Source organism: Streptomyces sp. AcH 505 (assembly GCF_000818175.1).
Taxonomy (GTDB): Bacteria; Actinomycetota; Actinomycetes; order Streptomycetales; family Streptomycetaceae; genus Streptomyces.
In genome coordinates this window covers 6,237,453-6,249,420 of sequence record NZ_JTIY01000001.1, presented here as the reverse complement: position 1 = coordinate 6,249,420, position 11,968 = coordinate 6,237,453, and the positions used below count along the sequence as shown (strand labels likewise).

The following is an 11,968-nucleotide window of genomic DNA, read 5'->3' as shown; positions in this document are numbered from 1 at the left end:
AGTCGGGGACCCATTACCGAAGGAGCGGGCATGAGCGCACAACGTGTCGTCGTAGGGGTGGACGGATCAGCCCCGTCCTTCGGGGCACTGGACGCCGCCGCCATCGAGTCGCAGCGGCGTACGGCAGACCTCGAAGTGGTCTACTGCGTAGCCGACTTGGACGAAGGCGGCCCGATCCTTCGGGCCGCCGCCTCGCGGGTCGCCAAGCGCCACCCCGGCCTCACCGTCAACACAACAGCCGTTGTCGGCGACCCGGCCGATGTGCTGGTCGAACGGGGCCGCGACGCAGTCCTCACCGTGGTCGGCAGCCGCGGGATCGGCGGTTTCGCCGGGCTGATGGTGCCCTCGGTGAGCCATCGGGTGGCGGCCCGTTCAGACGTACCGCTGCTCGTGATGAAGGGAACGGACGCCCGACACACGTCTCGGCGCATCCGCAGGGAAGGGGTGTTGCTCGCTCTGGAGAACGACGACGACGCTGACGCCGCGCTGTTCGCCTTCGAAGAGGCCGAACTGCGCCACGCCCAGATCGACGTACCGCACGCCTGGACATACCGGCAGGCGCTACTGGAAACCCTGGACCCGCACCCCACCGTGCCCGCACAGGAAAGGATCCCGCACCGGACAGCAGCCTCGGCGGCACTCCCAGAGTTCGTCGAACCGCCGCGCCTGGCTTACCCGCGCCGTGAGTTCGGGACGCGGCCGGTGCGGTACACGCCTTGCCGCGACCTCATCGCGGCCACCGCGGACGCGGAACTGGTGGTGATCGCCGCCCACCGGCGGCGCAACCGGCTGCGCATCCAACTGGAGCCGCTCACCCGGGCATTGCTGCACCACGCGCAGTGCCCGGTGGCAATCGTTCCGGCTCCGGAAGGCTAGGGCGGCGGAACAGGTACGTTCACGAACGCGGCTGCCGTACCGTGCGGTCTTCGCCGTATGCCCTTAATCGCGGTAAACCTCCAGCAACCGCAGCAAAGGGTACGTAATACTCCCCTGACCGTGAGCCTTGGCGAATCCCCACCCTACGGGCGAACGACGAGGTCAGCGCACCCGTCCCCGCGGCTTCAGTGGGGTCGGGGGGAGATCCGGGGCGGGGAGGCGGGGGCCGGCGTAGCCGTGGACCTCGCCGAAGCGGGTGCCGGACATCCAGTCTTCGCGGGCCTGGTTGATCTCGTCGTTCGACCTCGCCACGTAGTTCCACCACATGACGATCTCCTCCTCGAACGGCTCGCCGCCCAGGAGCATCAGGCCCGCGTCCGTCGCCGCGCGCAGGGGAAGTTCCGAGCGGCCGCAGCCCAGGTAGAGCATGGAGCCCGGGAGTACGGGGACGCCGTCGACCGCCGCTTCGCCGGACATGGCGAGGACCGCGTACTCGAAGTCCGGGTTGAGGGGCAGTCGCAGTCCGGCGCCCGCCGTGAGGGTCAGGTCGGCGGCGGTGAGGGGGGTGTAGGTGGTGCCCGGGGATGTGGCGCCGTCCAGGTCGCCGAGGATGACCGTCGCCGTCAGGCCGGGGGCGGTGACCGTGGGCAGGGCGCTGTGGTGCTCGAAGTGCGGTTCCGTGTCGCGGTGTTCGTCGGGGAGCGCCACCCAGAGCTGGGCGCCGTGCAGCAGGCGGGCGTGCGGGCGGGGGCTCTCCTCGGAGTGGGAGATCGCCCGGCCGGACGTCATCAGGCCCAGCTCGCGTGGGCGGACGGTCTGCAGGCTGCCGAGGCTGTCGCGGTGCAGGACCTCGCCGTCGTGCAGCCAGCTCACGGTCTGCAGGCCCATGTGCGGGTGGGGCGGCACCTGCATGCCGGGCTCGTCCGCGATGTCGTCGGGGCCGTAGTGGTCGACGAAGGCGAACGCTCCCACCATGCGGCGGCCCAGGTTCGGCAGCAGCCTGCGGACCTCGGTGGACTCCCCCAGCTGCACGCGGCGCGGGCTCAGCAGTTCGCGTACCGGCTCGGCGACCACAAATCCGCGTCCTCCGGAGACGGCGACGTCGGCCCGACGATCGAGATTGCTCATGGGGCCCAACCTAAGCCCGGCGGGCGCGGGCCGACAGTCTTCGGCGACGACTGGTAGTGGAATGTTCAACCAAAGGCCGGTGTTATGGCGGGCAGGACAGATCGTGAGGAGGACACGTGGAGACCACGTACTACGAGTACGGAACGGCCGCCGAGCGCTGGGACCGTGCGCAGCTGTTCTTCGACGCCAAGGAGTACGGCACCGCCGCGCGCATCCTCGGCGGGCTCGTCGAGGAGGCTCCGGACCAGGTCGCGACCCGGCTGCTGCTGGCTCGGGCGTACTACCACTCGGCGCGCCTGGTGAAGGCCGAGACCGAGCTGCGGGCCGTGCTGGAGCGCGATCCGGTGGAGCACTACGCCCGGCTGATGCTGGGCCGCACCCTGGAGCGCCAGGGCCGGGACACCGAGGCGGCGACCCAGCTCCGGCTGGCCGACGCGCTGGCGGGTACGTTCACCGCCACCGCGTGACGCGGTCCTCGGTCGTGTCCGCGAAGTCTCGTCCGGCTCGAAGGGCGGACGACGATACGTCGCGGACACTCCCTAGCGCAGTCGCGCCAGCCTCTCGCGCGCCGGGCCCAGCGCCCGGCCGCGGGCGGGCACGTCCGCCCACGGGTCGGTACGCGCCTGCTCCAGGACGTTCGTCACCGTCCAGCGGCGGGCGGTGACGGCGGGGTCCTTGAGCTGGTCCCAGCTGATCGGCGTGGCGACGGGCGCCTCCTGCCTCGCGCGTACGGAGAAGGGGGCGACCGCCGTCTGCGCGTAGCCGTTGCGCTGGATGTCGAGGTAGAGCCGGCCTTCCCGCGCCTCGGTGCGCACCTCCGTGGTCAGCCGGTCCGGGTCACGGGCCGCGAGGGTCGCCGCGACCTCGGCCGCGAAGTCCCGCACGTCGTCGAAGCCGGCGCGGCGGTCCAGCGGAACGACGACGTGCAGGCCCTTGGAGCCGGTGGTCATCAGCATGCTCGGCAGTTTCAACTCACCCAGCAGATCGCCCAGTTGGAACGCCGCCTTGCGCACCGCCTCGAAGTCGTCGCCGGCCGGGTCGAGATCGAAGACCAGCCGGTCGGGGGCGTCGGGGCGGTCGGCGCGTGACTGCCAGCGGTGGAAGGTGAGACACGCCTGTCCCGCGAGATAGAGCAGTGTCGCCTCGTTGTCGCAGACCGGATGGGCCACCGTGCCGCCCTTCTTGGTGACTTCGGCCCTGCGGATCCAGTCCGGGTAGCTGTCCGGGGCGTTCTTCCGCATGAAGCGCGGGCCGCCCACCCCGTCCGGGTGGCACTCCAGCATCAGCGGTCTGCCCTTGAGCTGGGGCACCATCCAGCGGGCGACACTCCGGTAGTACTCCACCAGGTCGGCCTTGGTGAGGCCGAGTTCGGGGAACAGCACCTTGCCGGGACGGTTGACCTCGACGGTCCGCCGTCCCGACCGTACGCGCAGGGCATCACTCATCGCCGGTCCGCTCTTCTCAGCCTGTCCACTTCCAGTCGGCGACCTCCGGCAGATCCGTACCGTGCTCGCGGATCCACGCGTGGTGCCGGGTCCTGACGTCCGCCATCGCCTGACGGACCGCCACCGCCCGTACGCCCAGGCCCGGTACGCGGTCGATCACGTCCATCACCAGCCGGTAGCGGTCCAGGTCGTTGCGTACCACCATGTCGAACGGGGTGGTGGTCGTCCCCTCCTCCTTGTAGCCGCGCACATGCAGATTGCTGTGGCCGGTGCGGCGGTAGGCCAGCCGGTGGATCAGCCACGGGTAGCCGTGGTACGCGAAGATCACCGGACGGTCGGTGGTGAAGATCGAGTCGTACTCGGAGTCCGTCATCCCGTGCGGGTGCTCGTCGTGCGGCAGCAGCCGCGCCATGTCGACCACGTTGACCAACCGGACGGCCAGCTCCGGCAGATGGATGCGCAGCAGGCTCGCCGCCGCCATCGCCTCCTGGGTGGGTACGTCCCCGGCGCAGGCCAGCACCACGTCCGGCTCGCGGGTGCCGTCCTCGGTGCCCGCCCAGTCCCAGACGCCGGCGCCGCGCGCGCAGTGGGCGCGTGCCTCGTCGAGGGTGAGCCAGTCGAAGCTGGGCTGCTTGCCCGCGACGACGACATTGACGTAGTCCCGGCTGCGCAGCGCGTGATCCGCCACGGACAGCAGGGTGTTGGTGTCCGGCGGCAGGTAGACCCGGACGACCTCGGGGCTCTTGTTCAGGATGTGGTCGACGAAACCGGGGTCCTGGTGGGAGAAGCCGTTGTGGTCCTGGCGCCAGACGTGCGACGTCAGCAGGTAGTTGAGCGAGGCGATGGGGCGCCGCCAGGGCAGTCGACGCGAGGTGCGCAGCCACTTGATGTGCTGGTTGACCATCGAGTCCACGATGTGGGCGAACGCCTCGTAACTGGAGAACAGGCCATGACGCCCCGTCAGCAGATAGCCCTCCAGCCAGCCTTGGCACAGGTGCTCGGACAGCACCTCCATGACCCGGCCGTCGTGCGTCAGGTGCTCGTCGGTGTCGAGCGTCTGCGCCTGCCAGGCCTTGCCGGTGGCCTTGTACAGCGCTTCGAGCCGGTTGGAAGCGGTCTCGTCGGGGCCCACGACACGGAAGTCCCTGCGGCCCGCGGTGGCTTCCATGATCGCTTCCAGCATGCCGCCCAGCACCCTGGTGGGTTCGTTGAGTACGGTGCCGGGCTTGTCGACGCGCACCGCGTACCGCTCAAGGTCGGGGATCGGCAGTTCGCGCAGCAGCAGACCGCCGTTGGCGTGCGGCGTCGCGCCCAGTCTGCGGGCGCCTTCGGGCACGCACTCCAGTACCTCGGGGCGCGGCGCGCCCGTCGCGTCGAAGAGTTCGTCGGGACGGTACGAGCGCAGCCACTCCTCCAGCTGCGCCAGATGCTCCGGGTTGGTGCGCACCCCGCTGAGCGGCACCTGGTGCGCGCGCCAGGTGCCCTCGACCGGCAGCCCGTCGACCTCGCGCGGCCCGGTCCAGCCCTTGGGCGTACGCAGCACGATCATCGGCCAGTTGGGCCGCTCGGTGGTGCGGCCCTCGCGCGCTTCGTGCTGGATCTGCGCGATGCGGTCGACGGCGCGGTCCATCGCCTCGGCCATGGCCCGGTGGACGGCGAGCGGTTCGTCGCCCGTGACATGCAGCGGCTCGTGGCCGTATCCCCGCAGCAGCGAGTCGAGTTCGGCCTCGGGCAGCCGTGCGAGCACGGCCGGATTGGCGATCTTGTACCCGTTGAGATGGAGGACGGGCAGGACGGCTCCGTCGTGCACCGGGTCGAGGAACTTGTTCGAGTGCCAGGACGTGGCGAGCGGCCCGGTCTCCGCCTCGCCGTCCCCGATCACGCAGGTGACCAGCAGGTCGGGGTTGTCCAGCGCGGCGCCGTAGGCGTGGGCGAGCGAGTAACCCAGCTCCCCGCCCTCGTGGATGGAGCCGGGTGTCTCGGGCGCGACATGGCTCGGCACACCGCCGGGGAAGGAGAACTGGTGGAACAGTCGCTCCATCCCTTCCCTGTCCCTGCTGACGTCCGGGTACGTCTCCGAATACGTGCCCTCCAGCCAGGAGTTGGCCAGCACGGCGGGGCCGCCGTGCCCCGGCCCCCAGACGCACAGGGCGTCGATGTCACGCGCCTTGATGATCCGGTTGAGGTGTGTGTGTACGAGGTTCAGGCCGGGCGACGTGCCCCAGTGGCCGAGCAGCCGGGGCTTGATGTGCTCGGCGGCGAGTGGTTCGAGCAGCAGCGGGTTGGCCATCAGGTAGATCTGGCCGACGGCCAGATAGTTGGCGGCGCGCCAATGGGCGTCGAGCGCCGTCAGTTCTCTCTCGTCGAGCCCCGCCCACGCTTCGTCGGTGTGCACCTCGTACATGGTCGTCTCCTCGCCCGCGCCTGTTCGGCCGCCGGTCAGCTCTGGTCGGGTTCTGCGCCGTGCCACACCGTGGTCACGTTGCAAAACTCGCGGATGCCGTGTCCCGACAGCTCACGCCCGTAGCCGGAGCGCTTGACGCCGCCGAAGGGGAAGGCGGGGTGGGATGCCGTCATACCGTTGAAGAACACACCGCCGGCCTGGAGGTCACTGACGAAGCGCTCCACTTCCGCGTCGTCACGTGTCCAGACGTTCGAACTGAGCCCGAACGGGGTGTCGTTGGCGATTTTCACGGCCGCGTCGAGATCGGCGGCGCGGTAGAGCGTGGCGACCGGGCCGAAGGTCTCCTCGTGATGGATGCGCATGTCCTCGGTGATGTCGGCGAGTACGGTCGGCTCGAAGTACCAGCCCCGGTCGAGCCCGGCCGGCCGGCCGCCGCCGCACAGCACCGTCGCGCCCTTGGCGACCGCGTCGTCGACCAGCTCCGCCAGGTCCGTACGCCCCTGTTCGCTGGAGAGCGGACCGACGTCGGTGGACTCCTCCATCGGGTCGCCGACGGTCAGCGCCCGCACCCCCGCGGTGAACCGGGCGGCGAAGTCGTCGTAGACGTCGGCGTGCGCGATGAAGCGCTTGGCGGCGATACAGGACTGGCCGTTGTTCTGGACCCGCGCCGTCACCGCCGTCTTCGCCGCCCGCTCGATGTCGGCCGACGGCATGACCACGTACGGGTCGCTGCCACCGAGCTCCAGCACCGTCTTCTTGACCTCGTCGCCCGCGATGGCGGCGACGGACCGGCCGGCCGGCTCACTGCCGGTGAGCGTGGCGGCGGCGACCCGGTCGTCGCGCAGGATCGACTCGATCGCGCCGGAGCCGACCAGCAGCGTCTGGAAGCAGCCGTCGGGGAAGCCGGCCCTGAGGAACAACTCCTCCAGGTACAGGGCGGTCTGCGGCACGTTCGACGCGTGCTTGAGCAGTCCCACGTTGCCCGCCATCAGGGCGGGGGCCGCGAACCGGACGACCTGCCAGAGCGGGAAGTTCCACGGCATCACGGCGAGGACGACGCCCAGCGGACGGTAGTGGACGCGGGCGTACGAGCCGCCGGAATCCTTCACGTCGGCGTCCGACGGATGTTCGTCGGCGAGCAGCTTCTCGGCGTTGGCCGCGTACCAGCGCATCGACTTGGCGCACTTCAGCGCCTCGGCGCGGGCCTGCGCGAGGGGCTTGCCCATCTCGGTCGTCATGGTGCGGGCGATGTCGGGCGCATCCTGCTCCAGCAGCTCGGCAGCGCGGTTCAGCAGCCGGGCCCGTTCGTCGAACGGGGTGCCGCGATAGATCCGCGCGGTGCTGTGGGCCGTCGCGATACGGCGCTCGATCTCCTCGGCCGTCAGCGGTTCGAACGTACGGAGCGTCTCTCCGCTGGCGGGATTCACCGTGGCGATGGGCATGGGGCGATTCCTCTCGATTCGACAGTCAGACCTTTCCGCGACCTGCGGGGCCTCGCAACACGGGGCGCCGGCTCGCCGGGCGGCGGTCGGTCCTGCGCCGCATCCTGCGCCGCTCGTCCTCGTCGGTACCGCCCCAGACGCCGGTGGTACGGCCGGTGTTCAGCGCCCATTCGAGGCACTGCGCCTCCACCGGGCAGCCGTGGCACACCTCCTTGGCGCGCTTCGCCTGGGCGGCGGCGGGTCCGGACTCCCCCACCGGGAAGAACAGCTCGGGATCGGCGTCGGTGCAGGCGGCGTGCCGCAGCCACTCCCAGGTGTCGGGGTCAGGGACGAAGCCGGTGACACCGGCGTCGGTCTGGCTGTGGCCTGTCGTCAGACGGGTGGTCATGCGGTTCAGTCCTCTCTCGCGCTTCGTGGCTTCCTCGTCGCGTACCCGTTGGCGCGCGCCGAAACGGTAAACGTCCCGCTGTCTGCATCCGCGTCCGTACGCGCGTCGCGCCGAAGACCCGTATCCGCACCGCGCCGCCCGGCCCGGTGGTCCGGGTCGGGCGGCGCGGCAAGCCGTGGGGCGGCGTCAGTGGATGATCTTCTCCACCAGCAGCCGCACCCCTGCCGCGATCGACTCCGCGTCGATGCCGGCGGCCCGCAGCTGCTCCTCCGGGGTCGCCGAGCCGGGCATGTTGCCGACCGCGAGCCGTACGAACCGCTTGGGCGCCGGGCGGCCGTCGGAGAACGCCTCGGCGACGGCGTCCCCGATACCGCCCTCCGGGTGATGGTCCTCGACCGTGATCAGACAACCGGTGTCTTCGGCCGCCGCCTGGAGCGTCCGCTCGTCGACCGGCTTGACCGAGTACAGGTCGACGACCCGGACGGGGATGCCCTCCGCGCCGAGGAGATCGGCGGCCTTCAGGCACTCGTGGACGGTGGTACCGGCGCCCACGAGCGTCACCTGGTCGGCGTCCGAGCGGCGCAGCACCTTGCTGCCGCCGACGGGGAACTGCTCGTCGGGACCGTAGATGACGGGGGTCTCGCCGCGCAGCGTACGCAGATAGCGGATGCCCGCCAGTGCGTGCATCGTCGCGGCGAGCTGCGCCGTCTGGTTGGCGTCGCACGGGTGCAGGACCGTGCTGCCGTGGATGGCGCGGAACATCGCCAGGTCTTCGAGGCCCATCTGGGACGGGCCGTCCTGGCCGATCGAGACACCGGCGTGCGAGCCGACGACGTTGATCGAGGCGCGGCTGACGGCGGCCATCCGCAGGAAGTCCGCAGCGCGGGTGAGGAACGCGGCGAAGGTCGACGCGTACGGGACATGGCCGAGGGCCTGCATCCCGACGGCCGCCGCGATCAGCTGCTGCTCGGCGATGTAGCACTCGAAGAACCGTTCGGGGTGCTCGTCGGCGAAGAACTTGGCGCGGTCGGAGTCGCTGACCTCGCCGTCCAGGGCGACGATGTCGCCGTGCGCGTAGCCGAGCGCCGCGAGCGCCTTGCCGTAGGCGTCACGGGTGGCGACCTCCTCGCCGATGTCGAACGTGGGCAGCTCGCCGCTGCCCCGCTGACCGGTGTCAGAGGCGGACGCCTCGGTCCCTGCCTGCTCGCCGTGCCCGTCGGGCTTGGCGGGCTTGTTGGCGTGCACCCGGATCGAGCGGCGGCCGCCCAGCTCGGCGATGGCACTCTCCGCGTCGGGCAGCGGCTTGCCGTGCTTGCCCTCCTGGTCCTCGACGGCCGCGACGCCCTTGCCCTTGAGGGTGCGCGCGATGATCGCGGTGGGCCGGCCGGTGGTGGCCAGTGCCTCGGTGTACGCCTTCTCGACCGCCTCGACGTCATGGCCGTCGATCTCGACGGTGTGCCAGCCGAAGGCGCGCAGCCTGCGCCCGTACGCGTCGAGGTCGTGCTGGTGGCGGGTGGGGCCGCGCTGGCCGAGCCTGTTCACGTCGATGATCAGGGTCAGCTTGTCCAGGCCCTGGTCGGAGGCGTGCTCGACGGCCTCCCAGATGGAGCCTTCGGCCATCTCGCTGTCACCGGACAACACCCATACGTGGAACGGGTCGCGTCCCAGGCGCTTGTCTGCGAGCGCCATGCCGACACCGACGGGCAGGCCCTGGCCGAGCGATCCGGTGGCGACGTCGACCCACGGCAGCCGGGGCGTCGGGTGGCCTTCGAGCCGGCTGTCCAGGGTGCGGTAGGTGGCGAACTCGTCCTCGCCGATCGCACCCGCCGCCAGATACATCGAGTAGAGCAACGGGGACGCGTGCCCCTTGGAGAAGATCAGCCGGTCGTTGCCCGGGTGGTCCGGGTGGTCGAAATCGTAGTGCAGATGGTTCGCGAGCAGCACCGCCATGAGATCGGCCGCCGACATCGAGGAGGTCGGGTGCCCTGATCCTGCCGTATCGGCGACACGTACCGAGTCGACCCTCAACTGCTGGCCGAGCTCGGTCAGTTGTCCGCTCTTCATGCTTATCGCTCCTTGCTGGGTGCGCCGGGCACCCTGGCGAGTTCGGGGGAGGACGACTCCAGGGGCACCGTCCAGGAACGGACGAGGCCGAGTTGCACGGCCTGCCGGGGCAGCATCGCGTCGAGGGCCCAATCGGCGGCCACCCGGATGCGGTTGCCCGGCATGGCCGCCAGGTGGTAGCCGCGGGTGACGGCGCCGGCCAGCGGTCCTGCCAGCGGCACACCGAGCGGGTTGGCGGCGGCCTTGACCCCGCCGAGGTCGACGACGAAGCCCAAGTCGTTGTGTTTGTAGGCGCGTCGCTGACCGATGCCGATCGAGGCCGCCACGTTGGCACCGGCGACCTTGCCCTGCCGTCCGGCGTGCTGGGCCGTCATCGGGGTGATCTCGCCCGGCTTGGTGAGATCGGGCACCGCCGCCGCGTCACCGCAGGCGAACACCTCGGGGTGGCCAGGGACGTTGAGGTACGGGTCGACGACGAGCCGGCCCTTCTCGACGGGCAGGCCGATGTCGGAGACCAGCGGGTCGGGGCGTACGCCCACACACCAGATGAGCGTGTGCGTCTCGATGAACTCGCCGTCGTCCAGGGTGATCCCGGCCGGAGTCACCTCCTTGACGGAGGTACGGGTACGCACGTCGACGCCACGGCTGCGCAGCACCCGGTCGGCGGTGGCGGAGAGATGGCGGTCCAGCTCGGGCAGCACGCGCGGCGCGATGTCGAGCAGCAGCCAGCGCGGCGGCCGGCTCAGCCGCCAGGCGGGCTGCTGACGCACCAGCGCGTCGGTGAGCAGCTTGCCCTGGGCGGCGACCTCGGTGCCGGTGTAGCCGGCGCCGACCACCACGAAGGTGGCACGGGCCGCTGCCTCGGCGCTGCCCCGGACGGTGGCCAGCTCGATCTGCCGGGTCACGTGGTCCCGCAGGTACAGCGCCTCCGGCATGCCACGGAAGCCGTGGGCGTATTCGGCGACGCCGGGGATCGGCAGCAGTTTGTTGACGCTGCCGACGGCCAGGACGAGCCGGTCGTACGTCAGCTCGCCGCGCCCGCCCTCGGGGTCCGTGTAGGCGACCGTGCGGGAGTCCAGGTGGACGCTGTCGGCCTCGCCGAGGACGAGCCGTACCCGCGGCAGCGTCCCCGGCAGCGAGACCGTCACCCTCCGTGGTTCCAGGATTCCGGCGGCCACCTGCGGCAGCAGCGGCAGGTAGAGGAAGTAGTCGGTCGGGTTGAGCAGGATGATCTCGGCCCGGCCGCGTACCTGCCGGGACAGCACCCGGGCGGTCTGGTAGCCGGCGAATCCCGCTCCCACGATGACAATGCGTTCTCGGCTCACGTTCGACTCCGGACGGTGACTTTGGGGTCGTACGGATGGACCCACCAGGTGCCCAGTCGAGAGAGCCCCAAACACCGGAAATGTCCCTGCCGGGTACGCGCCGCCGCCCCCGCCGCCGTAGGCGCCGCACGCCCCCGCCCAACAGGGCGGCCGGTCCGTCGGTTGACAGGCCGATGATTGGTGGGAGGGTGGATTCAGCGGGTGCGACGCCCCGCGCCGGCTCGTCTCCCCCAGGTCGTGTCCCTGGATCCCGGGGATCGGTTGCTTGCCGACCGCCTCGGCGGGTAGCGGCACTGGCACGTCCGTACGGCGACTGCCGTGCGGCTGCGGAGACGAACGATGCGAGGAGAGCGACGTGAGCGGCGACAGCAGTGAGATGGCCGACGATGTCTACCAGCCCGACGGTTCCGAAGTGCTGGACGACGAGGGCATTCTCGACACCGAGGACACACTCGTCGACCGTGGCTCCGACCCCTTCGACGAGGGCTGGTCGCCTCCGGAGCGCCCGCTCGGCGTGGAACACACCGGTACCACGGCGGCGGAACAGCACGAGGGCGAGACGCTGGACCAGCGGCTCGCCGAGGAGATCCCGGACCGTACGGACGACGAGGACCCCGACTGGGACGGCATCGGCGATCTGACGCCGGGCGAGGGCGAGGCCCTGGACGACGAGGTCGGGGACGCCAGGGCGGGCCGCCTGGTGGCGCCCGACGAGGGCGCCCACGAGGACGCGGAGAAGGACATGATCGCCAGCGATGTCGGCATCGACGGCGCGGCCGCCTCGGCCGAGGAGGCCGCGATCCATCTCGTACCGGACGCAGACGACGACTGAGCACGGCCGACGACTGAGCACGGCCGACGGCCGAGCGGCGCCGCCGCTGTACGGCCGGCACGGT

General features: G+C 70.8%; 10 protein-coding genes. 3 read left to right on the top strand and 7 right to left on the bottom strand.

Annotated features, from left to right (window positions below; all coding sequences use genetic code 11):
* The first annotated feature begins 30 nt into the window (after window positions 1-30).
* Window positions 31-876, top strand: a complete 846-nt coding sequence (locus HY68_RS27840) for a universal stress protein (RefSeq protein WP_041993885.1) — start codon at window positions 31-33, stop codon at window positions 874-876.
* A gap of 162 nt (window positions 877-1,038) precedes the next feature.
* Here HY68_RS27840 and HY68_RS27835 read toward each other — a convergent pair whose 3' ends face one another.
* On the bottom strand, window positions 1,039-2,004 hold the full coding sequence (locus tag HY68_RS27835; protein ID WP_041993884.1) for a pirin family protein: 966 nt from the start codon (window positions 2,002-2,004) through the stop codon (window positions 1,039-1,041).
* Window positions 2,005-2,120: 116 nt separating this feature from the next.
* On the opposite strand from HY68_RS27835, the gene HY68_RS27830 reads away from it, so the two are divergent.
* Window positions 2,121-2,471 carry a tetratricopeptide repeat protein gene (locus HY68_RS27830; RefSeq protein ID WP_041993882.1) on the top strand — a complete coding sequence of 117 codons (351 nt, stop codon included), beginning with the start codon at window positions 2,121-2,123 and terminating at the stop codon, window positions 2,469-2,471.
* A 72-nt stretch (window positions 2,472-2,543) separates the two neighbouring features.
* On the opposite strand, the gene ligD is transcribed toward HY68_RS27830, so the two are convergent.
* The 6 genes from ligD to HY68_RS27800 all read right to left on the bottom strand — a co-directional run bounded on the left by ligD (window position 2,544) and on the right by HY68_RS27800 (window position 11,072).
* Window positions 2,544-3,449, bottom strand: a complete 906-nt coding sequence (gene ligD / locus HY68_RS27825; RefSeq protein WP_041993880.1) for a non-homologous end-joining DNA ligase — start codon at window positions 3,447-3,449, stop codon at window positions 2,544-2,546.
* 16 nt (window positions 3,450-3,465) lie between these two features.
* Entirely contained in the window at window positions 3,466-5,853 is a 2,388-nt protein-coding gene (locus HY68_RS27820) for a phosphoketolase family protein (protein WP_041993878.1), read from the bottom strand.
* Between the two features lie 35 nt (window positions 5,854-5,888).
* Window positions 5,889-7,295, bottom strand: coding sequence for an NADP-dependent succinic semialdehyde dehydrogenase (locus HY68_RS27815; RefSeq protein ID WP_041993877.1), 1,407 nt, complete (start codon window positions 7,293-7,295; stop codon window positions 5,889-5,891).
* Between the two features lie 25 nt (window positions 7,296-7,320).
* A complete protein-coding gene (locus HY68_RS27810; RefSeq protein ID WP_041997361.1) occupies window positions 7,321-7,599 on the bottom strand; it encodes a WhiB family transcriptional regulator in 279 nt (92 codons plus the stop codon).
* 270 nt (window positions 7,600-7,869) lie between these two features.
* The gene (locus tag HY68_RS27805) at window positions 7,870-9,747 is read right to left on the bottom strand and encodes a transketolase (RefSeq protein ID WP_041993874.1); all 1,878 of its coding nucleotides are present in this window, start codon (window positions 9,745-9,747) and stop codon (window positions 7,870-7,872) included.
* A gap of 2 nt (window positions 9,748-9,749) precedes the next feature.
* Complete coding sequence (locus HY68_RS27800) at window positions 9,750-11,072, bottom strand: NAD(P)/FAD-dependent oxidoreductase (RefSeq protein WP_041993871.1); 1,323 nt, start codon at window positions 11,070-11,072, stop codon at window positions 9,750-9,752.
* 376 nt (window positions 11,073-11,448) lie between these two features.
* Here HY68_RS27800 and HY68_RS27795 point away from each other — a divergent pair, with 376 nt between their 5' ends.
* The gene (locus tag HY68_RS27795; protein WP_041997358.1) at window positions 11,449-11,904 is read left to right on the top strand and encodes a DUF5709 domain-containing protein; all 456 of its coding nucleotides are present in this window, start codon (window positions 11,449-11,451) and stop codon (window positions 11,902-11,904) included.
* The last annotated feature ends 64 nt before the right edge of the window (window positions 11,905-11,968 follow it).